This is a genomic window from Pseudomonas sp. CFBP 8772 (genome assembly GCF_014841665.1).
GTDB lineage: Bacteria > Pseudomonadota > Gammaproteobacteria > Pseudomonadales > Pseudomonadaceae > Aquipseudomonas > Aquipseudomonas graminis_B.
Window position 1 is genome coordinate 129986 of sequence record NZ_JACYUI010000011.1, and the last position, 21739, is coordinate 151724.

Here is a 21739-nt window from a genome sequence, read left to right on the forward strand (position 1 = left end):
GAGAGAAGCTGATATTGGATAAGCGGCTCGGAGAGAGTCTGCTCGAACTGCGGAGTCGTATTCCCCACGCGGGAGAGACTCCTGCATCACCGTCTAAAGGAATAGGATGCATGTTCGTGCGCCGCGTTGCGTTAGGTTTACTGATTCTGGGGTTCAATGTCTCGGCAGCACTTGCCGGGACTATTTGCACCATTGTCGCCGATGCTAAAAACGGTGAGGTCCTGCTGGAAGAGGGTGATTGCCGAAGTCGAGTCACCCCCGCCTCAACGTTCAAGATCGCCATTAGCCTGATGGGCTTTGACACAGCTTTTCTGCAAAACGAGCATTCTCCTACTTTGCCGTACCGTCCCGGTGATCCTGACTGGGGCGGAGCTGCATGGCTGGAGCCGACCGATGCAGCGCGGTGGTTTCAATACTCCGTGGTGTGGTTCTCTCAACGCGTTACGCATGCGCTTGGAGAGGCTAAGGTCAAGCGATATGCCGAGTCATTCGATTACGGAAATACCGACCTGACGGGTGATCCGGGGAAAAACAACGGCCTTGATCGTGCCTGGATCAGCTCCTCGTTGAAAATCTCTCCTCGCGAACAGATCACTTTTCTGAACAGGCTGGTGAACCGTCAACTACCCGTGAGCCCCCATGCGTTCGATATGACGAGTCGGATTTCGCAAATCGCCTTGCGGCCAGACTGTTGGGACGTTCACGGTAAAACAGGCACAGCATTTCCTCGGATGGGAGGCGGCACAAGCGATGAGGCTCATGGATACGGATGGTTCGTCGGTTGGGCAACGAAGGGCGAACAATCCCTGGTTTTCGCCCGTCTAGCTCAAGATGACCACGCGCAGCCGATGCCCGCAGGACTGCGAGTTCGTGATGCGATACTGGATGAGTGGCCCGAGCTGGCCAGATCGCTGGTGAAGCGATGAAGGAAGCCCAGCAGGCCGGGCGGCATCCGTCTTGACCGTTACTCAGCTGTCATCAGCGTAAAGGACCGCCTCATGCACATATCCCCTAATCTCGTCATTCACGAAACCACCCACTGGCTGATCAACCACCGCAAGGACAGCCACCTCCCAGGCTACCTGATGCTCAGCGCCAGGCAGTTAACCAATTCACTGACAACCTTACCCAACGAAGCGCTGGCCGAGCTCGGTGTATTGCAGGCCCAAATCCAGCAAGCCATCGAAACCCACCTGCTCCCCAAACGCCTCTACATCGGCCGTTTCGGCCATGACGCGGGCCATTCCATTCACTTCCATTTCATCCCGATCTACTCATGGGTCGAGGCGTTGTTCTGGAAAGACGAACGTTACAGATCGCTGCAAACCTTCGGCTCGCTACCTGACGGCTCCAACCAAACCGACGGCGCGGAACTGACCCTCTTCGTATGGCGAGAATTCTGTGAGCGCCCTGATCCTCCGCCGATAGAAGGCCCGTCCATCGATCAAGCCATCGCGGCGCTGCGGCATGCATTCAGTCCCGACACTCGTATCTGATGGCAGGGCCAATTTCCGAAAAACGACAGCCCCGCAAAAGCGCTCGGTCAACCAACGGCTGCCAACATGAAAGCGCCAACCCACCCGCCACAAAAAAACCAAAATCCTGCCCAATTGTGTGATCCCGCCCCTCCAGCATTCGTCATGAACCCTAACCCCTGCTGCCGTCAGGGGATCAACGCCAGGACCCTCCATGCAAACGCTGTTGAACGAGATTCTCGACGAAGTGCGTCCCTTGATCGGCCAGGGCAAGGTGGCTGATTACATTCCCGCGCTGGCCGACGTGCCGGCGCAGCAATTGGGCATTGCCGTTTATGGCAACGATGGCACCTATTATTGCGCGGGCGATGCCCTGGAGCCGTTCTCGGTGCAGAGCATTTCCAAGGTGTTCAGCCTGGTTCAGGCGATCGGTCATTCTGGCGAAGCCATTTGGGAGCGCCTGGGCCATGAGCCGTCGGGTCAGCCGTTCAACTCGCTGGTGCAGCTTGAGTTCGAGCGCGGACGCCCGCGTAACCCTTTTATCAATGCCGGGGCTTTGGTGATCTGCGATATCAACCAGTCGCGGTTCGCTGCCCCGACCTTGTCCATGCGCGATTTCGTACGGCGGCTGTCGGGCAATCCCCAAGTGTTGATCGATGCCCGCGTGGCGGATTCCGAATATCAATTCCGCGCACGCAACGCGGCCATGGCCTACCTGATGCAGTCATTCGGCAACTTCCATAACGAAGTCGAAACCGTGCTGCGCAGTTATTTCAGCTGCTGCGCGCTGAAGATGAGCTGCCTGGATCTCGCCCGGGCGTTCTGCTTTCTGGCGAACAACGGGTTCTGCAAACACAGCGGTGAGCAGATCCTCACGCCGCGCCAGACCCAACAAGTGAACTCGATCATGGCCACCAGCGGGCTGTATGACGAAGCCGGCAATTTCGCCTACCGCGTGGGATTGCCGGGCAAGAGCGGGGTAGGGGGCGGAATCGTCGCGATCGTGCCCGGCCAATTCACCGTGTGCGTGTGGTCGCCGGAACTGAATGCTGCCGGGAATTCACTCGCCGGCATGGCGGCGTTGGAGTTGCTGAGTTCGCGGATTGGCTGGTCTGTTTTCTGACAGGGGTCGTGGTTGTTTGACGTTCGGTGGATCATTGAAAAAGTTTGACCGGCGGGCGCGTTGGTCGCTTTTCCGAGAAAGCCGAATCGAGCCGTGTCGAGGGCGAAGGGTTACCCGATACAATGCCGCTTTGGCCCTGTCCAGTTCGAACCAGTCTGCGGGATGTTGATGCCGTGGCGATGTCGGGAGATCCGTGTGACTACTGTTCCAGTCGACCCCAGCGGCGATGAGCGCCTGTCTCATGTGCTGAATGCCAGTGAACGGCTCGTCATGGCGGGATCCGTGGACGAAGTCATCGCCGTGCTGCGAGACGTGGCGCGTGCCACGCTCGGCGCGGATGGCATTGCGGTGGTGATTCAGGACGAAGGACGGTGCTCTTACATAGCCGAAGATGCGGTCTCTGCGCTGTGGCAGGGCCAGACCTTTCCGGCTGACCACTGTGTTTCCGGGTGGGTCATGCACCGCGGCGAGACGATTGCGATCCGTGACGTCCGGCTCGATCCACGCATCTCGCAAGACATCTACGCGCCGACCTTTGTGCGTAGCCTTGTTATGGCACCCATCGGTCGGCCTGTGCCGGTCGCGGCGCTGGGCGCCTATTGGTCGCAGGTCCGCAGTCACGATGACGACACGGTCAAACGCCTGGAAAGTCTGGCGCGGCTGGCAACCATCGCCATCGAGAATGCGCGCCTGACCCAGGCCCGCAATCGCGCGGCTGCACTCGGGGCCGCCCAGAACCGTATCCTTGAACTGGCTGTTGAAGAAACACCGCTGAACGCCGCGCTGGACGCGATCGTCCGCGAGGTGGAGGCGCTGTCGCCGTCCCGTTTCCTGGGCAGCATCCTGCTCCTGAACGAGGAGGGCAGCCAGCTGCAGCATTGCGCCGGGCCCAGCCTTCCCCTTGCATTTATCGAGGCTGCCGCACACATCAGTGTCGGCGCAGGTTCAGGCTCCAGCACAACCGCGACGGTTCCGAACTCGCGGACGGCGGTGTCCGACATCGTGGACGACCCTCACTGGGCCCAATTCAGGGCGCTTGCCGTCGGACACGGGTTACACGTTTGTGGGGCGATTCCGATCCGTTCGGCGCAGGGCGCCATGCTCGGCACTTTTGCCATGTATCACACCGAGCGGCGCGAGCCCTTGACGGCGGATATCGAGATCGGCGATTTCGTGGTCAAAACGGTGGGACTGGTCGTGCACCGTGCGCGCGCTGAGGCCGCCATTCGCAGCAGCGAGGTGCGCTACCGCCAGATAGTCGAAGGCGCCGAGGACTTCGCGATCATCACCTTCGATGGGCGGGGGGCCGTCACCGGTTGGAACATCGGCGCCCAGCGCATCGTCGGTTACTGCGCCGAGGAAGTCATGGGCCGCGACGGTGATCTCTTCTACACCGATTCGGACCAGATCGAACGGGTCTTTCAAGCCGAGCTCGAACTCTCCATGGAGCAGGGGCGCGCCGTCAACGAACGTTGGCACGTCGATAAACACGGCGCGCGCTTCTGGGGCTCGGGTTTGATGATGCCGCTGGCAACGGATCAGGGCGGCTTCGTGAAAATCTTCCGCGACCGCACGGCCGAGCATCAGGCGGAAGCGGCGCTGCAAGAGAGCGCGGCGCGTCTGAGCTTTTTTGATGAGCTCGACAACCGCCTTTTCAACATCCGCCGGGCCGAAGACGCGATGCTCGCGGCGACCGAGTTGCTCGGGCGCAGGCTCAACGTGTCGCGCTGCGCCTACGCAGATGTCGACATCGACCATGACCGCTTCTGGATTCGCAGCGACTACAACGCGGCTGGCATTCAGAGCTCGGTCGGCGCCTACAGCCTCGATCTTTTCGGCCCGCGGACGGCGGCTGACATGCGCGAAGGCCGAACCCTGATCGTGCGCGACGCCGTTGCAGAACTCGGTCCCGGCGAAGGCCTGGAGACCTTCCGCGGGATTGGCATCGACGCGATCATCTGCTGCCCGCTGGTCAAGAATGGCCGGCTGACGGCCATGATGGCGGTTCATCAAGATCAGCCTCGCGACTGGTTGCCCGCTGAAGTCCTGCTGGTCAGGGAAGTAGTCGAACGCTGCTGGGCGCATGTCGAGCGTGTGGGCGCCGAGATGCGGATGCGCGAGAGCGAAGAGCGCCTGCGCCTTGCCGTCGAACACGCCGATATCGGTTTCTGGGACGTGGATATCGTCCACGACGCGTTGATCTGGCCGCCCAGAACCAAAGCAATGTTCGGCATCCCGGCTGATGTGCGGGTCACGATTCAAGACTTTTATGACGGCTTGCATCCGGAGGACCGGGACGCGACGATCGAAGCCTTTACGGCGGCCAGCGACCCCGAACGCCGCGCGCTGTATGACGTGGACTACCGCACCGTCGGCAGAGACGATGGTGTGATTCGCTGGGTGGCCGCCAAGGGGCGGGGCGTGTTCGACGCCGCCGGACGCTGCCTGCGCGTCACCGGCACGGTGGTTGAAGTGACGGCCCGCAAGGATGCCGAGGAGGGGCTGCGCGAACTCAATGCCACGCTGGAAGTGCGGATTGCCAAAGCCATCGCCGAGCGCGAAGAAGTCCAGGAGGCGTTGCGCCAGAGTCAGAAGATGGAGGCCATGGGTCAGCTGACCGGCGGCGTCGCCCATGACTTCAACAACCTGCTCACCCCGATCGTCGGCGCCCTCGACATGCTCCAGCGCAAAGGCGTAGGCGGCGAACGTGAGCAGCGGTTGATCTCCGGCGCCGTGCAATCGGCCGATCGCGCCAGGACACTCGTGCAGCGGTTGTTGGCTTTTGCGCGCCGTCAGCCGCTGCAGCCGGTGTCGGTCGACGTGGCGAAACTGGTGAACGGCATGGGCGATCTCGTCGCCAGCACCACCGGGCCGCAAATCCGGGTCGTCGTCGATGCCCCGCCTGATCTGCCTGCCGCCATCGCGGACCCGAATCAGCTCGAGATGGCGCTTCTGAATCTTTCCGTGAACGCGCGGGACGCCATGCTCGAAGGCGGCACGATGAGGATCTCGGCGAGTGCCGAATGGGTGTCCACCGGCCACCGTTCCAGGCTGCCGACCGGCGACTACCTCTGTCTGTCCGTTGCGGACACCGGCATTGGCATGGATGCGTCCACGCTCGCCCGGGCGGTGGAACCGTTCTTTTCCACCAAGGGCGTCGGTAAAGGCACGGGGCTTGGGCTGTCGATGGTGCATGGGCTGGCGTCCCAGCTCAACGGCGCGCTGACGATCCAGAGCTCGCCGGGGCTCGGGACGAACGTGGAGCTGTGGCTGCCGCGCAGCATGACCGTGCCGGCGGCGTCGTTGCGTATCGACGAGGCCCCGGACCGGCGCTCCATGCGCGGGATCGCGCTGCTGGTCGACGATGAAGACCTGGTGCGCGCCAGTACGGCGTACATGCTGGCCGATCTGGGTTATCGCGTGATCGAAGCCTCGTCCGGTGAAGAAGCCTTGCAGTTGTTGGGCACCGGGCAGCCTGTCGATCTGATCGTCACCGACCACCTCATGCCGGGCATCAGTGGCACCGACCTGGCCAGACGCGTCCGAAACGCCCGGCCCGGGACGGCGATCCTGCTGGTCTCGGGGTATGCCGAACATGAAGGGCTCGACCCTGATTTGCCGCGCCTGACCAAACCGTTCCGCAAAAGCGAACTGGCGGCGAGTCTTGCTCAGTTGGGAGGGGCGGCCTGAGGCGTCTGGCGGGTCTCAGGGGTATCAACACGCATCCCACGACCGTCCGAAACTTCAGCACTCCCTCACTTCTCTGCCATCATTCCCTCATCGCTTCAAACTGAGGGCAGGCAATGTCTATCGGACAGCTGAAGATCAACGCCATCCGTCTCGTCGGCGGGCCTGCGGTGCTGGATTACCTCAATACCTGTGACGGCCGTCGGCCGGGCACGGGGTTGCGGGAGGTCGTCGACAAGCTGGGCAATCTGGAGGACATCGTCCACTGGTTTCACCACGCCGGGCTGATCGACGATCAGGAGCATCAGCACTTCGTCGCGCTGGTACAGGATTCGTCCTGGCACACGATGACGGCATTTGGACAGTTAATCGATTTCCGCGAAGCGTTGTATCGGTTGCTGCTGCCCATGGCGCTGGACCACGGGCCTGGCACGTCCAGCCTGGATGCGTTGAATCAGGCACTGGTGGACACCGCTGGCCAGCGTTTACTGGTGCTGACGCCTGCGGGCGTGATCTGGCGCTGGCGTGTGGGCGACGATCTTGGCTCGATGACGGCCGGTTTCATCGGTCGTCTCGCGGTGCAGGCAGCGGCGCTGCTGACCACCAGTGATCTGACGCGTCTCAAGGCCTGCGCCACGCCGGATTGCGACTGGCTGTTTCTCGATACGTCGAAAAACGGCCGCCGCCGCTGGTGCCAGATGAATATTTGCGGCGCGCGGGAAAAGATCAAAAGGGCCACGGCCGAGTCATGAGCACTGGCGTGGGTGCAGCCTGCGGCAATCTGCGCCCTAACACCGGCAAAAAGCCAGGGAACCTGCCACGTTCTCAAGCTTCTTATCTCTAGTTCACAAGCGTCGGGGCAGGTGCCGTGGCGGGACATGAGAGAGCACAGGCATGGGCGACATTCGTATCGGCATTTCAGGCTGGCGTTACACGCCGTGGCGCGGGGATTTCTATCCCGTCGGCCTGACACAGAAAAACGAGTTGAAATTCGCCTCCAGAGCCGTGAACAGCATCGAAATCAATGGCTCGTTCTATTCGCTGCAGTCTCCCGACCTGTACGCGCGCTGGTACGACGAGGCGCCGAAAGGCTTCGTCTTCAGCGTCAAGGGCCCGCGCTATATCACCCATGTCCGCCGCCTCAAAGAGATCGACGAGCCCGTCGCCAATTTCTTCGCCTCCGGTATTTTCCAGCTCAAGGAAAAGCTGGGCCCGATCCTCTGGCAGTTTGCGCCCAATTTCACATTCGACGCCGAGCGCTTCGAGCATTTTCTGAAACTGCTGCCCCACGACGGTAAAGCCGCCAGGGCCTGCGCCAGCAAGTGCGCCGAGCGGTTGCAGCAGCCGGGTTATCTGGACATTCCGCCCCGCCTGAAGCTGCGGCACGCCGTTGAAATCCGCCATGAAAGCTTTAAGGTGCCGGCCTTTGTGGCGCTGCTGCGCAAGTACAAGGTCGCGCTGGTGGTCGCGGACACCGCCGGCAAGTGGCCCCACGTCGAAGACCTCGCCACCGACTTCGTCTACGTGCGACTGCATGGCGACAAGGAACTCTATGCCAGCGGCTATTCCGACGAGGCGATCAAGCACTGGGGCGACCGCATCGACGCGTGGCAGCGGGGCGCGCAGCCCAAGGATGCTCAACTCATCGTGGACAAAGCGCCCCGGGCGCGGAAATCCCGCGACGTCTATTGCTACTTCGATAACGACATCAAGGTCCGCGCGCCCTACGACGCGCGCCGGTTGCTTGAGCGTTTCAATCTCACTGAAAACCTGGAAGTTGCGCCAGGCGATTTGCATGGAGCCACGTTGTGACCAGTGCCCTGATCCCCGAAGAACTCCACGGCCGACGACAAAGCGCGTCGACGTCGGTCACGCTTAATGTGCTGACCATGAACATGCACATGGGCTTCGGTTTCCTCAATAAACGCTTCATCCTGCCGGAGCTGCGCGACGCGGTGCGTACGGTGTCCGCCGATATCGTGTTCCTGCAGGAAGTCCACGGCGAGCATCAGGACCACGCGCAGAACGTGAAAAACTGGCCGACCACGTCGCAGTACGAATTCCTCGCCGACAGCATGTGGAAGGATTTCGCCTACGGCCGCAATGCCGTGTACCCCCATGGTCACCACGGTAATGCGCTGCTGTCCAAGTACCCGATTATTCGCCACGAAAACCTCGACATTTCCATCCACGGCACCGAAGAGCGCGGCCTGCTCCATTGCGTGCTGGACGTTCCGCATTTCGGCGAGCTGCATGCGGTGTGCGTGCACCTGGGCCTGAAAGAGGTTCATCGCCAGCAGCAGCTGAAATTGCTCGCTGATCTGGTGGGTCGGTTGCCGTCCGATGCGCCAGTGATTGTGGCGGGGGATTTTAACGATTGGCGGCAGAAGGCCGATGGCGTGTTGAATCCTGCCGGGCTGCGCGAGGTCTTTGTTGAATCATTTGGGGCGCCGGCGAAGAGTTTTCCGGCGCGCTTTCCGTTGTTGCGCCTGGACCGTATTTACGTGCGCAACGCGCACATCCGGTCGCCCAGGGTGATGTCCAATCGTCCCTGGTCGCACCTTTCCGATCATGCGCCGTTGGCGGTGGAGGTAACGCTATGAGGGGTATGAGAGCGATGGGCGCCATGTGTGGCCTTTGGCGGGACGGCAACTCGGTGGAGTTGTTGATCAATGGCGAAGACTTTTTCGCCCGGGTGTTCGACGCCATTCGTGCGGCGCGCGAAGAGGTGCTGATCGAGACCTTCATCATCTTCGAAGACCGCGTCGGCGAGGGTTTGCAGCAGGCCGTGATCGAAGCGGCCAGCCGTGGCGTTCGCGTGATTATCACGGTGGACGACTACGGCACCAGCGACCTGAGCACGGCGTTCGTCAGCAAGATGATCGAGGCCGGCGTGCAGATTCAGCTGTTCGACCCGCGCCCCAAGCTTATGGGCATGCGCACCAACCTGTTCCGGCGCCTGCACCGCAAAGTGGTGGTGATCGACGGCGAAACGTCGTTCATGGGCGGGATCAACTACAGCGTCGACCACATGGCCGACACCGGCATCACCGCCAAGCAGGACTACGCGGTTCTGGTGCGCGGGCCGATTGTCGCCGACATTTATCGCTCGACGCTGGGCATGCTCGGCCCCGCGGTGCGCAAGACTTTCAAGCCGCTCAAGCCGGTGACGCGTCAGGCCGGCAGCGCGCGCATGCTTCTCGCCGAACGCGACAACCGTAATCACACCACCGACATTGAAGAGCAATACCTGCTGGCGATGCGCAACGCGACTCAGCGCATCACCATCGCCAACGCCTACTTCTTTCCCAGCTACCGGTTCCTGCGTGAACTGCGCAATGCGGCCCGACGCGGGGTGAAAGTCACGCTGATCCTCCAGGGCCAGCCGGACATGCCATTTGTGCGCGTGTGCTCGCGTCTGACCTACACCTGGCTGCTGCGCGAAGGGGTGATCATCCACGAATACAAACAGCGGGCGCTGCACGGCAAGGTCGCGTTGATCGACCACGAGTGGTCAACGGTGGGCTCGAGCAACCTCGACCCGCTGAGCCTCGCGCTGAACCTGGAAGCCAACCTGTTCATCCGCGACCATGCCTTGAACCAGCGCTTGCACGAACACCTGCGCGACCTCGCCGTGGCCCACAGCAAACAGGTCAACCTCAAGGGCCTGGCGAAAGGGCAGTGGTGGCGTGCACCGATGATCTTCCTCAGCTTCCACTTCCTTCGGCACTTCCCGGCCATTGCCGGCCTGTTCCCGGTGCACGGTCCACGCCTGAAACCCCTGCGCGCGCCTGAAACCCTGCCGGAAGCCGCCGCGCTCAAAAACGAGCTGCCGGCCGATCAGGAGAAATCCCTATGACCGGCGTCTCCCAAGCTTCCACCCACGAGCAGAAACCGGCCGACGCGGGCAAGAATCGTCCGTGGCTGACGTGGGCCAAGCGCGCCTTCACGCTGTTCTTCTTCATCGCGGTGCCGGTGCTGCTGTTCACCCTGATGAAAAACCTCGACTGGAACGAGGTGATGCACGCGCTGGAGTCCTACAAGCTCAGCACTCTGGCGCTGGGCTTCGTTATCGCGGCAGGCAGTTACCTGACGTATTGCTGCTTCGACGTCCTGGCCCGGCGCTACACCGAACACAAATTGGCGGTCAAGCAGATCATCCCCGTGACCTTCGTTTGCTACGCCTTCAACCTCAACCTGAGTTCCTGGGTTGGCGGCATTGCGCTTCGCTATCGCCTGTATTCGCGCCTGGGCCTGGACGTGCCGACCATCACCCGCATCCTCAGCCTGAGCCTGATCACCAACTGGCTGGGCTACATGCTCCTGGCCGGTTTCGTGTTCGCCGGGGACTTCGTCGACCTGCCCGAAGGCTGGAAGATTGGCGACACCACGCTGCAACTGATCGGCTTTGTCTTGCTGGCCGTTTGCCTGGCGTATTTTTTGGCCTGCCACTTCTCGAAAAAGCGCACCTGGACCGTCCGCAAGCAACAGTTTGTCCTGCCCTCGCTGAACCAGGCACTGCGCCAAGCCCTGCTGGGCGCGCTGAACTGGGGACTGATGGCGCTACTGATCTACGTGCTGCTGCCGGAAAAAGCCTTCTACCCGGCGGTGCTCGGGATCCTGCTCATCAGCAGCATCGCCGGCGTCATCGCCCACATCCCTGCGGGACTTGGCGTGCTTGAGACAGTGTTCATCACACTGATGCAACACCAATTCAGCAAAGGCCAACTGCTGGCCGCGCTGATTGGCTATCGGGTGATCTACTTCCTCATCCCGCTGATGATTGCGCTGGTGGTGTATGTGGTTTTGGAGAAACGGGCCAAGGCCATGCGCAGCAAGAACGAAGGGCAGTTGTAGGAGAGGAGATCGACTATCTGGGGCAGGTCGGGGACAGATTGCAGGTCGGGGACAGATTAATTTACGGTGAAGCGTTGTAAATAAATCAGTCCCCCTCAAACATCGGCTCTGACTGTAGGACCGGCTTCAGCCGGGAAGCTTTTGCTTTTGATCTTCATACACAGATGGTCCAGTCACCGCCAATCGCGACTTGGGTGCAGGCTGAACGCAGGTCTCGCGGAGTGGGCCGAGCCGCATGGATGCGGCGAGAGCGCCGTCAGGACATGGATGTCCGTTCGGCGCGGGCCCACGGAGCGAGACCGGAGTGAAGGAACCCCGAGGAACGAGGGGCCCAACCGAGAGCAAGCACCCTTGGTTACTTGGGGTGCTTTTCCAAGTAACTCGCCGAAGGCGAAACAGTCTGCCCCCAGGCAGACCCCCTAGATCTTGATCTTGATCTTGATCTTGATCTTGATCTCAAAGATCAATCCCGCCCAGCGAACATCCTGACGGCATCCACCGCATCATTCGTCCCCGAACTGATCTGCACAATCGCCGCCCCCGCCTGATCCGCCAGATCCACCCCCTTCACCGCCGTACTCCGCGTATTGTCCATACTCACAATCGCCTGACGCGTCTCAGTCTGAATCACCTGAATCATCTCCGAAATCTCCTGCGTCGACCGACTCGTACGACCCGCCAGTTGCCGAACCTCATCGGCCACCACCGCAAAGCCACGGCCCTGATCGCCGGCCCGAGCCGCCTCGATCGCCGCATTCAACGCCAACAGATTCGTCTGATCCGCAATACTGCGAATCGTATTCACGATCGCCGTAATCTGCTCCGAGCGCTCACCCAACTGACCGATGATCCGCGACGAATCATCGATATTCTGCGAAATCTGACGCATCTCACTGGCCGCCTGCTGAATCACCTGCGTGCCTTGCTCAGCGTATTTCTGCGTCTGCACCGAAATGTGATAGGCCTGCGCAGCACTCTGGGAATCCTCCTCGTGCTTCTGAATACGCGCGGTCACATCCGACGCAAACTTCACCACCTTCCACAGCTTGCCGCTGGCGTCATACACCGGGTTATAGGACGCCTCCAGCCAGAGCGTTCGGCCCTGCTTGCCGACGCGCTTGAACTGATCGCTGAAAAACTCACCCTTGTTCAACCGACGCCAGAAGTCCTGATAATCGGCGCTGTTGCTGAACTCAGGCGGGCAGAGCATCTTGTGGCTTTTGCCCAACAACTCCTGCCGGCTGTAGCCCAACAAACGCAGGAGGTTATCGTTGGCCGCGATGATCGTGCCGTCCAGGTCGAACTCAATCACCGCCATGGCGCGGTCGATGGCCTGCAACTTGTTGTGGGTTTCGCTCTCGGCCTGAAGCTTGGCGGTCACGTCCATGGCGTACTTGACCACCCGGATGACCTTGCCGTCCGAATCCCTGACCGGGTTGTAACTGGCCTCCAGCCACACCGTGCTGCCGTCGCCGGCGACACGCTGGAACGTCGCGGTCACAAACTCGCCGCTGCGCAAACGTGACCACAACTGAGCGTACTCAGGGCTGCGCGCGTGTTCCGGGGTGCAGAAAATGCGGTGCTCTTTACCGATGACCTGCTCGGGCCGGTAGCGCATGGTGTTGAAGAAGTTGTCGTTCGCCTTGAGCACCACACCGTTCAGATCGAACTCGATGCTGGCCATCGAGCGATTGATCGCTTCCAGCAGACTGGCCTGATGGGCGACGGTCAGCTGCAGGTCCTGGATGATTTTATTCTTGGACGAGTCGAAAAACATGATGGCGGCTCACGCAGGTGGAGAGGCGAGGGTCCAGGTCCATGACCGTGCGAGCGAGAGTCAGCTCAGATGCGTGTTCCCTGTGCAGTGCAGCGGATAATTACGCAGGTGATGTTAAAAAGCTATACCGAAGTTATACAGCTCGTCGGGTTTGTACAAGGCTGCCAGTTAATCGTCGAAACCGGCCTGCTCGGAGATCTCGTCCACCTTCAGCTCCAGTCGATAGGCCACGGCAATGAACAGTGCCTGACACAAACACAACGTAGCGCTGAGCGAACGAAACGCGAACGAGCTGCCTTCGTTGACCAGCAGCACGGCGTTGGCGCGCTTGGCCAGGGGCGACAGATTGCTGTCAGTAATGATCAACGTCTTGGCCTGATGATGCTGGGCGATGCGCAGACAGTGCTGGGTTTCCTTGCCGTAGGGCGTGAAGCTGATGGCGATTACCAGGTCATTGGCGCGCACGCTGCGCATCTGCTCGCGGTAACTGCCGCCGAGGCCGGAAATCAGGTGGATGCGCTTATTGGTGTGCTGCAGGTTGTAGACCAGATAGTCGGCAACGGCGAAGGAGCGTCGTACCCCGACCACGTAGATGTTGTCGGCGTTGACCACCAGGCCCACGGCTTTCTCGAACGCTTCGTCGTCCAGTTCCAGCGCCAGCCGCTCCAGCCCCGACAGTGTGGCGTTCACGCATTCGCGGGCCAGGTCGCCGGCGCTGGCCTTCTGCGATTTGTTGGCGATCATGCTGCGAATACGTTGCTGGTAGTTCTGCACCGGGGTGGTTTTGTGGGTGTAGGCCTCGCGAAACAGCGCTTGCATTTCGCTGAACCCGCTGAAGCCGAAGCGCTGGGAGAACCGCACAATGGCCGAAGGATGCACCTCGCATTCCCGGGCGATGTCGCTGATGCGGTCGACCATGATCCGGTCGCTCTGCTGGCTCATGTAGCTGGCGATGCGTTTGAGCTGGCGCGGCAGGCTCTCGTATTCGGCCGTGATCAGCTTGAGCAGGGCATCGGCGGTCTCCGGCGCGGCGGTGACGGGCGTTTCGCCGTCGGCTCCGTTATCGGGCGCGCCTGGCTGATCGAGGCTGGACATACGTGCAAATCCTTTGGCGGGTGGTGGCGTGGCGGATTGTCCGGGAAGACAGGCGGCCAGTTTTGCAGGCTGTGACCCGCAATGCAAAGTGGAATAAATATTCCACCTGAAAATAATTTAGAAAAATTCATTGATCAAGGCCCGGCGCCGTTCTAGTCTGCATCCACGAACTCGCTTGCAAGCATCGGTTTCGCAGGCAAGGGCATCAGCACTCATATCCATAACAATAAAAGAAGAGGGGCCGGCATGGGCCAGACTCGTTTTGCCACTGGGCGTCAGCTGGACGTGATTTGTCTCGGGCGCCTGGGTGTCGATCTCTACGCGCAGCAGATCGGCGCGCGCCTGGAGGACGTCAGCAGTTTCGCCAAATACCTCGGCGGCTCCTCCGCCAACATCGCGTTTGGCACCGCACGGTTGGGTGTGAAATCCGCCATGCTGACCCGCGTTGGCGACGACCACATGGGCCGTTTTCTGGTGGAGTCCCTGGCGCGGGAAGGCTGCGACGTCAGCGGCGTCAAGGTCGACGCCGAACGCCTGACCGCCATGGTCCTGCTCGGCATCAAGGACCGCGAAACCTTTCCGCTGGTGTTCTACCGCGAGAACTGCGCCGACATGGCGCTGCAACCGGAAGACATCGACGAAGCGCAGATCGCCTCCAGCAAGGCGCTGTTGATCACCGGCACGCATTTCTCCACCGATCAGGTGTTCCGCGCCAGCAGTCAGGCGCTGGACTACGCCGAAAAACACCACGTCAAACGCGTCCTCGACATCGATTACCGCCCGGTGCTCTGGGGCCTGGCCGGCAAGGCTGACGGCGAGACGCGCTTTGTCGCCAACGACACCGTCAGCCAGCACGTGCAGCGCATCCTGCCGCGCTTCGACCTGATCGTCGGCACCGAAGAAGAATTCCTCATCGCCGGTGGCACGACCGATTTGCTCAGCGCCCTGCGTCGGGTCCGCGAACTCAGTGCCGCGACCCTGGTGGTGAAGCTTGGGCCCCAAGGCTGCACGGTGATTCACGGTGCGATTCCGGCAAAGCTGGAAGACGGCGCGATCTACCCCGGCGTGCGCGTCGAAGTGCTGAATGTGCTGGGCGCGGGCGATGCGTTTATGTCCGGCTTTCTCAAGGGTTGGCTCAACGACGAGAGCGATGAGCGCTGCTGCCAGTTGGCGAATGCCTGCGGCGGTCTGGTGGTGTCGCGGCATGCGTGCGCGCCGGCCATGCCGACGCTGGTCGAACTGGAATACCTGTTCAACAGCCCGGTGCCGATTACCCGACCCGATCAGGACGCGGTGCTGCAGCGCCTGCACCGGGTCAGCGTGCCCCGTCGCGAATGGCAGCCGTTGTTCATCTTCGCCTTCGATCACCGCGGGCAACTGGTGGAGCTGGCGCAAAAGGCCGGGCGCGATCCGGCCTGTATCGGCCAGCTCAAGCAGTTGTTCGTGCAAGCGGTCGCGCGGGTCGAAGCCGAGTTGCACACGCGCGGCATCGCTGCCGATGTCGGCGTGCTGGCGGATCAGCGCTTCGGTCAGGATTCACTGAATGCCGCCAGCGGGCGCGGCTGGTGGGTGGCTCGCCCGGTGGAAGTCCAGGGTTCACGCCCGTTGGCGTTCGAGCACGGGCGTTCGGTGGGCAGCACGCTGCAAAGCTGGCCTCAGGAACAGATCATCAAGTGCCTGGTGCAATACCACCCGGACGACGAGCCGATGCTGCGCCTGGAACAGGAAGCACAACTGCTGGGGCTGTATCAGGCGGCACTGGCCAGTGGTCACGAACTGCTGCTGGAGGTTATTCCGCCCAAGGATCATCCTTCGACCCATCCAGACGTTATCTACCGTTCCCTCAAGCGCCTCTACAACCTGGGCATTTACCCGGCCTGGTGGAAAATCGAGTCGCAGCCCGCCGAGGTCTGGGAGCAGCTCGACGCGCTGATCCACGAGCGCGATCCGTACTGCCGGGGCGTGGTGTTGCTGGGGCTGAACGCGCCCGCCGAAACCCTGGCGGTCGGCTTTCGTCAGGCGGCGAAAAGCACCACCTGCCGCGGTTTTGCCGTCGGCCGGACGATTTTTCATGAGCCCAGCCGAGCCTGGCTGGAAGGCGAAATCGACGACGCGGGCCTGATCACGCGGGTGCAGAGCAATTTCGGTTTCCTCATCGAATCCTGGCGCGACGCCCGGGCCTGACGTCAGCACGCCAGGCCTGTGTTTTCAGTTGAACGAGATAACAACAATAAAGGTGCAGCCATGCCCGCTTCTGCAATCCGAATTGGCATCAACCCGATTTCCTGGAGCAACGACGACCTCCCGGCCCTCGGCGGCGAAACGCCCCTGAGCACCGCGCTGAGTGAGGGCAAGGAAATCGGCTACGAAGGCTTCGAGCTCAACGGCAAATTCCCCAAGGATGCCCAAGGCGTGGCCGATGTGTTGCGCCCCTATGACCTGGCGCTGGTGTCGGGCTGGTATTCCGGTCGGCTCGCCAGCCGCTCGGCGGCTGAGGAAATCGACGCCATCGCCAGCCACGTCGAGCTGCTCAAGCACAATGGCGCCACGGTGCTGGTGTACGGCGAAGTGGCCGATTCGATTCAGGGTCAGCGCATTCGATTGGTCGAGCGACCACGTTTCCACAGCCCCAGCGCCTGGCAGGCCTACGCCGACAAGCTCACCGAGCTGGCCCGGTTTACCCTGTCCCAGGGCGTGCGCCTGGCCTATCACCACCACATGGGTGCCTACGTGGAATCGCCGGAGGACATCGACACGCTGATGGCGCTGACGGGCGATGAAGTCGGCCTGCTGTTCGATTCCGGTCACTGCTACATGGGCGGCGGCGAACCGCTTCAAGTGCTGAGCAAGCACATCGACCGCGTCTGTCACGTTCACTTCAAGGACGTGCGCAAGCCAGTGGTGCAACTGGCGCGCAACCATTTGTGGAGCTTTCCGGACTGCATCGTCAACGGCACCTTCACCGTGCCCGGCGATGGCGACATCGATTTCGCCGCGCTGCTGGATGTGTTGATGCAGGCCGGTTACCAAGGCTGGCTGGTGGTCGAAGCGGAACAGGACCCGGCCGTCGCGCCGAGCTATGCCTATGCAAAGAAAGGCTACGAGACCCTGCGCGCGTTGCTGGCCGCCGCGCAGGTCATTCACTCCGCTCGACAACACCGCACGCCCCAACAACCGCCTGAACACAGGAGCCTGTGAACATGAATCTCTTGGTCAAGAGCAAGGCCGAAGGGCGCGATGTGGTCGCGCTGGCCGACGGCGTGCTGACGTACGTCGGCTTCTCCGCCCATCGATTGAGCGTCGGCGAACGTCTGCCGGTGAGTGCGGGCGACAAGGAAATCTGCCTGGTGCTGCTCAGCGGTCGCATCAGCGTCAGCGGCGAGGCGCCGGGGCAGGGCGGTTTCAACTGGGAAAACCTAGGTGATCGGCAGTCCGTGTTCGAGGACAAATCTCCCTTTGCGGTGTATCTGCCGCCGGGCAGCCAGGCCGAAGTCACGGCGTTGAGCGCGGTGCAGATTGCCGTGTGCGCGGCGCCCGGCGATGCGTCCAAAGACCTGCCGGCGCGAGTCATCACACCCGACACGATGAAACGCAGCGTGCGCGGCCGGGCGGCCAACACCCGTTACGTCTGCGACATTCTCCCTGATTCCGAGCCCGCGCATTCGTTGCTGGTGGTGGAGGTGCGCACGCCCTCGGGCCACTCGTCCAGCTACCCGCCGCACAAGCACGACACAGATGATTTACCGCACCAGAGCTTTCTCGAAGAAACCTATTACCATCAGGTCAACCCGCCCCAGGGCTATGTGTTCCAGCGCGTGTACACCGACGATCGCAGCATCGATCAGGCCATGGCCGTGGAGAACAACGACCTGGTCACGGTGCCCAAGGGGTATCACCCGGTCACCGTGCCGTACGGCTACGAATCCTATTACCTGAACGTGATGGCCGGCCCCAAACGCGCCTGGCAATTTCATAACGATCCGCAGCATAGCTGGCTGCTCGATTTGTAAATCTATTGGAAGGAGCCCCTCAATGAGCACTGCCCCGATCATCGGCCACTACATCAACGGCCAGATTCACGACAGCGCCGAGCGTTTCAGCGATGTGTTCAATCCGGCCACCGGCGCCGTGCAGGCCCGGGTCGCGCTGGCGGAACTGAAGACCGTCGATGAAGCCGTCGCCGCTGCCCAGGCGGCGTTTCCCGCCTGGGCGGACCAGTCGTCCCTGCGCCGTGCGCGGGTCATGTTCAAGTTCAAGGAATTGCTCGACCAGCACCATGACGAGCTGGCGGCCATCATCTGCCGCGAGCACGGCAAGGTGTTTTCCGATGCCAAGGGCGAGGTGGTGCGCGGCATTGAAATCGTCGAGTTCGCCTGCGGCGCGCCGAGCCTGTTGAAGAGCGACTACAGCGACAACATCGGTGGCGGCATCGACAACTGGAACCTGCGTCAGCCGCTGGGGGTTTGCGCCGGCGTCACGCCGTTCAATTTCCCGGTGATGGTGCCGCTGTGGATGATCCCCATGGCGCTGGTCACCGGCAACTGCTTCATCCTCAAGCCGTCCGAACGCGACCCGTCGGCGAGTCTGCTGATGGCGCAACTGTTGAAACAGGCGGGCCTGCCGGATGGCGTGTTCAACGTGGTGCAGGGCGACAAAGTGGCCGTGGACGCGCTGTTGCAGCACAAGGGCATCGAGGCGATTTCCTTTGTCGGCTCCACGCCCATCGCCGAATACATTCATCAGCAGGGCACGGCCCACGGCAAGCGCGTGCAGGCCCTCGGCGGTGCGAAAAACCACATGATCGTCATGCCCGATGCCGACCTGGATCAGGCGGCCGACGCATTGATCGGCGCGGCTTACGGTTCGGCGGGCGAGCGCTGCATGGCGATTTCCATCGCCGTGGTGGTGGGCGACGTGGGGCAGAAACTCATCGACAAGCTGCTGCCGCGCATCGATGCCCTCAAGGTCGGCAACGGCATGAACGCCGACTCGGACATGGGCCCGCTGGTCACCGCGGTGCACAAGGCCAAGGTCGAGGGCTACATCGCCCAGGGCCTTCAAGAGGGGGCGAAGCTGATTGTCGACGGGCGCAACTTCACCGTGCCGGGGGCGGAACAGGGCTTCTTCGTCGGCGCCACGCTGTTCGATGAGGTGACGCCGGAGATGACTATCTATAAGGAGGAAATATTCGGACCGGTGCTGGGCATCGTCCACGTGCCTGATTTTGCCTCGGCGGTGGAGCTGATCAACGCCCACGAATTCGGCAACGGCGTGTCGTGCTTCACCAGCGACGGCGGCATTGCCCGGGCCTTTGCGCGCAACATCAAGGTCGGCATGGTGGGCATCAACGTGCCGATCCCGGTGCCGATGGCCTGGCATTCGTTCGGCGGCTGGAAGCGCTCGCTGTTCGGCGATCACCATGCCTACGGCGAAGAAGGCCTGCGGTTCTACAGCCGCTACAAGAGCGTCATGCAGCGCTGGCCGGACAGCATCGCCAAGGGCGCGGAATTCAGCATGCCGACGGCGAAGTAGGGGAACAACGTTAATCGTTTGCTGAACGCGGTCAATGTGGGAGCGAGCTTGCTCGCGAAGGCGGCTGTATGGCTACTGGGGATGTGCCAGACGGACCGGCCCCTTCGTGAGCAAGCTCACTCCCACAGGGATCATCGCTGAGTCTGAATATTCAGCCCAGTCAGCCAAGTCCGCTAACCATTCCCAGGGCTTTCATCACCGCCAATAACAACAAGGTGCAAGCATGACCACGACTCGATTGACCATGGCCCAGGCCCTGGTGAAGTTTCTCGATAACCAGTACGTCGAAGTCGACGGCGTGCAGAGCAAGTTCGTCGCCGGGGTGTTCACCATTTTCGGTCACGGCAACGTGCTGGGCCTGGGCCAGGCGCTGGAGCAGGACAGCGGCGAGCTCATCGTCCACCAAGGCCGCAACGAACAAGGCATGTGCCACGCCGCCATGGGTTTTGCCAAGCAGCACCTGCGGCGCAAGGTCTACGCCTGTAGCTCGTCGGTCGGCCCCGGCGCCGCCAACATGATCACTGCCGCGGCCACCGCGTCGGCCAACCGCATTCCGCTGTTGTTGCTGCCCGGCGATGTCTACGCCAGTCGCCAGCCCGATCCGGTGCTGCAACAGATCGAACAGTTCCACGACCTCAGCATCAGCACCAACGACGCCTTCAAGGCCGTGAGCAAATACTGGGACCGCATCAACCGCCCCGAGCAACTGATGAGCGCGGCCCTCAACGCCATGCGCGTGCTCACGGACCCTGCCGAAACCGGCGCCGTCACCCTGGCACTGCCCCAGGATGTTCAGGCCGAAGCCTACGACTACCCCGATTCATTCCTGCAAAAGCGCGTGCACCGCATCGACCGCCGTCCGCCCACCGAAGCGATGCTCAACGATGCTTTGACGCTGCTCAAAGGCAAACGCAAGCCGCTGCTGATCTGTGGAGGCGGCGTGCGTTATTCCGGTGCGGCCGCCGAGTTGCAGGCGTTCGCCGAGCGCTTCGGCATCCCGTTCAGCGAAACCCAGGCAGGCAAGAGCGCCATCATCTCCGCCCATCCACTGAACATGGGCGGCATCGGCGAGACCGGCACCCTGGCGGCGAATACCCTGGCCCGGGAGGCGGACCTGATCATCGGCGTCGGCACCCGTTACAGCGATTTCACCACCGGCTCCAAATCCCTGTTCCAGAACCCCGACGTGCAATTTCTCAACCTCAACGTCGGTGCATTCGACGTGCAGAAGCTTGATGGCGTGCAGGTGCTGGCCGATGCGCGCCTGGCGCTTCGCTCCCTGTCGGATCAGTTGGGGGACTACCGCGCGCAGTGGGGCAATCAGCCGCGCGAGGCGAGGGCTGCTCTGGATGCGGAAGTGGATCGGCTGTACGCCGTGAAATACCAGACCGAGGCTTTCGAGCCGGAAGTCAGCGGCCATCTCGACCCGCAGGTGCTGCGCGATTTCATCGAAATGACCGGTTCGTGCCTGACCCAGAGCCGGGTATTGGGCGTGCTCAACCAGCAATTGCCCTCAGACGCGGTCATCGTCGCGGCGGCCGGCAGTCTGCCCGGCGATTTGCAGCGGGCGTGGCGCAGCACCAGTGTCGACAGCTATCACGTCGAGTACGGCTATTCCTGCATGGGCTATGAGGTCAACGCCGCGTTGGGCGTGAAGATGGCGGCGCCGGAGCGTGAGGTGTACGCGCTGGTGGGCGACGGTTCCTACATGATGCTGCACTCGGAACTCGCCACCTCGATTCAGGAACGGCGCAAGATCAACGTGATACTGCTCGACAACATGGCCTTCGGTTGCATCAACAATTTGCAGATGGGCAACGGCATGGGCAGTTTTGGTACGGAATTCCGCTACCGCAATCCCGAGACCGGTCAGCTGGATGGCGACTTCGTGCCGGTGGATTTCGCCATGAATGCTGCGGCTTATGGCTGCAAGACCTACAAGGTCAGCAACGCCCAAGAGCTGGAAGCGGCACTGGCCGATGCGCGCCTGCAGACCGTTTCGACGCTGATCGACATCAAGGTGCTGCCGAAAACCATGATCCACGGCTACCTGTCGTGGTGGCGCGTGGGCGTGGCGCAGGTGTCGACCACGGGAACAACGGCCGAGGCGTACGAGCGGCAAAAAGCGGCGTTGGCCAAGGCCCGCCAGTATTGATGCATGCGACCTTTGTAGGAGTGAGCTTGCTCGCGATG

16 protein-coding genes and 1 pseudogene are annotated in these 21739 nt (G+C 61.8%); 14 read left to right on the plus strand and 3 right to left on the minus strand.

All coding sequences use genetic code 11. The features are described 5' to 3' along the window. Window positions 1–110 precede the first annotated feature (110 nt). From blaOXA to IFT99_RS20625, 9 genes are all read left to right on the plus strand, one after another. A complete protein-coding gene (gene blaOXA / locus IFT99_RS20585; protein WP_192134745.1) occupies window positions 111–926 on the plus strand; it encodes a class D beta-lactamase in 816 nt (271 codons plus the stop codon). Window positions 927–998: 72 nt separating this feature from the next. Further along, window positions 999–1496 carry an HIT family protein gene (locus IFT99_RS20590; protein WP_192134746.1) on the plus strand — a complete coding sequence of 166 codons (498 nt, stop codon included), beginning with the start codon at window positions 999–1001 and terminating at the stop codon, window positions 1494–1496. Between the two features lie 193 nt (window positions 1497–1689). Continuing rightward, window positions 1690–2598, plus strand: coding sequence for a glutaminase B (gene glsB, locus IFT99_RS20595; protein WP_065986527.1), 909 nt, complete (start codon window positions 1690–1692; stop codon window positions 2596–2598). Between the two features lie 270 nt (window positions 2599–2868). Continuing rightward, window positions 2869–6288: a PAS domain S-box protein gene (locus IFT99_RS20600; protein ID WP_446731148.1), complete on the plus strand. Its 3420-nt coding sequence runs from the start codon at window positions 2869–2871 to the stop codon at window positions 6286–6288. Between the two features lie 113 nt (window positions 6289–6401). Beyond that, complete coding sequence (locus tag IFT99_RS20605; protein ID WP_192134751.1) at window positions 6402–7037, plus strand: CGNR zinc finger domain-containing protein; 636 nt, start codon at window positions 6402–6404, stop codon at window positions 7035–7037. Between the two features lie 142 nt (window positions 7038–7179). Next, a complete protein-coding gene (locus IFT99_RS20610) occupies window positions 7180–8097 on the plus strand; it encodes a DUF72 domain-containing protein (protein WP_192134753.1) in 918 nt (305 codons plus the stop codon). After that, entirely contained in the window at window positions 8094–8888 is a 795-nt protein-coding gene (locus IFT99_RS20615) for an endonuclease/exonuclease/phosphatase family protein (protein ID WP_410934646.1), read from the plus strand. The genes IFT99_RS20610 and IFT99_RS20615 overlap by 4 nt, the downstream gene beginning before the upstream one ends. 23 nt (window positions 8889–8911) lie before the next feature. Next, window positions 8912–10144, plus strand: coding sequence for a cardiolipin synthase ClsB (clsB, locus tag IFT99_RS20620; protein ID WP_244657037.1), 1233 nt, complete (start codon window positions 8912–8914; stop codon window positions 10142–10144). Continuing rightward, window positions 10141–11142 (plus strand): lysylphosphatidylglycerol synthase domain-containing protein, encoded by a 1002-nt coding sequence (locus tag IFT99_RS20625; protein WP_192134755.1) that lies wholly within the window; start codon window positions 10141–10143, stop codon window positions 11140–11142. Before clsB ends, IFT99_RS20625 begins: the two co-directional genes overlap by 4 nt. A gap of 463 nt (window positions 11143–11605) precedes the next feature. Here the strand turns inward: IFT99_RS20625 and IFT99_RS26955 are convergent, their stop codons facing one another. The 3 genes and pseudogenes from IFT99_RS26955 to IFT99_RS20635 form a co-directional block, all read right to left on the minus strand. Beyond that, window positions 11606–12157, minus strand: a complete 552-nt coding sequence (locus IFT99_RS26955) for a methyl-accepting chemotaxis protein (protein WP_446731149.1) — start codon at window positions 12155–12157, stop codon at window positions 11606–11608. Next, window positions 12143–12919, minus strand: a pseudogene (locus tag IFT99_RS26960) (PAS domain-containing protein); the annotation flags it as partial. The pseudogene IFT99_RS26960 and the gene IFT99_RS26955, both read right to left, overlap by 15 nt. Window positions 12920–13087: 168 nt before the next feature. Next, a complete protein-coding gene (locus IFT99_RS20635; protein ID WP_192134758.1) occupies window positions 13088–14014 on the minus strand; it encodes a MurR/RpiR family transcriptional regulator in 927 nt (308 codons plus the stop codon). A 246-nt stretch (window positions 14015–14260) separates the two neighbouring features. Between IFT99_RS20635 and IFT99_RS20640 the strand changes: the two genes are divergently transcribed. From IFT99_RS20640 to iolD, 5 genes are all read left to right on the plus strand, one after another. Next, window positions 14261–16198, plus strand: coding sequence for a bifunctional 5-dehydro-2-deoxygluconokinase/5-dehydro-2-deoxyphosphogluconate aldolase (locus IFT99_RS20640; protein WP_192134760.1), 1938 nt, complete (start codon window positions 14261–14263; stop codon window positions 16196–16198). Between the two features lie 60 nt (window positions 16199–16258). After that, on the plus strand, window positions 16259–17212 hold the full coding sequence (gene iolE, locus IFT99_RS20645; RefSeq protein WP_244657038.1) for a myo-inosose-2 dehydratase: 954 nt from the start codon (window positions 16259–16261) through the stop codon (window positions 17210–17212). Window positions 17213–17214: 2 nt separating this feature from the next. Beyond that, window positions 17215–18024, plus strand: a complete 810-nt coding sequence (gene iolB / locus IFT99_RS20650; protein WP_065986211.1) for a 5-deoxy-glucuronate isomerase — start codon at window positions 17215–17217, stop codon at window positions 18022–18024. 22 nt (window positions 18025–18046) lie between these two features. Beyond that, complete coding sequence (locus IFT99_RS20655) at window positions 18047–19546, plus strand: CoA-acylating methylmalonate-semialdehyde dehydrogenase (protein WP_192134763.1); 1500 nt, start codon at window positions 18047–18049, stop codon at window positions 19544–19546. Between the two features lie 223 nt (window positions 19547–19769). After that, window positions 19770–21701, plus strand: coding sequence for a 3D-(3,5/4)-trihydroxycyclohexane-1,2-dione acylhydrolase (decyclizing) (gene iolD / locus IFT99_RS20660; protein ID WP_192134765.1), 1932 nt, complete (start codon window positions 19770–19772; stop codon window positions 21699–21701). The last annotated feature ends 38 nt before the right edge of the window (window positions 21702–21739 follow it).

Coding starts and splice junctions, on each gene's coding strand:
- blaOXA (WP_192134745.1), top strand. CDS start 111: ATGTTCGTGCGCCGCGTTGCGTTAGGTTTACTGATTCTGGGGTTCAAT.
- IFT99_RS20590 (WP_192134746.1), top strand. CDS start 999: ATGCACATATCCCCTAATCTCGTCATTCACGAAACCACCCACTGGCTG.
- glsB (WP_065986527.1), top strand. CDS start 1,690: ATGCAAACGCTGTTGAACGAGATTCTCGACGAAGTGCGTCCCTTGATC.
- IFT99_RS20600 (WP_446731148.1), top strand. CDS start 2,869: ATGGCGGGATCCGTGGACGAAGTCATCGCCGTGCTGCGAGACGTGGCG.
- IFT99_RS20605 (WP_192134751.1), top strand. CDS start 6,402: ATGTCTATCGGACAGCTGAAGATCAACGCCATCCGTCTCGTCGGCGGG.
- IFT99_RS20610 (WP_192134753.1), top strand. CDS start 7,180: ATGGGCGACATTCGTATCGGCATTTCAGGCTGGCGTTACACGCCGTGG.
- clsB (WP_244657037.1), top strand. CDS start 8,912: ATGTGTGGCCTTTGGCGGGACGGCAACTCGGTGGAGTTGTTGATCAAT.
- IFT99_RS20625 (WP_192134755.1), top strand. CDS start 10,141: ATGACCGGCGTCTCCCAAGCTTCCACCCACGAGCAGAAACCGGCCGAC.
- IFT99_RS20635 (WP_192134758.1), bottom strand. CDS start 14,014: ATGTCCAGCCTCGATCAGCCAGGCGCGCCCGATAACGGAGCCGACGGC.
- IFT99_RS20640 (WP_192134760.1), top strand. CDS start 14,261: ATGGGCCAGACTCGTTTTGCCACTGGGCGTCAGCTGGACGTGATTTGT.
- iolE (WP_244657038.1), top strand. CDS start 16,259: ATGCCCGCTTCTGCAATCCGAATTGGCATCAACCCGATTTCCTGGAGC.
- iolB (WP_065986211.1), top strand. CDS start 17,215: ATGAATCTCTTGGTCAAGAGCAAGGCCGAAGGGCGCGATGTGGTCGCG.
- IFT99_RS20655 (WP_192134763.1), top strand. CDS start 18,047: ATGAGCACTGCCCCGATCATCGGCCACTACATCAACGGCCAGATTCAC.
- iolD (WP_192134765.1), top strand. CDS start 19,770: ATGACCACGACTCGATTGACCATGGCCCAGGCCCTGGTGAAGTTTCTC.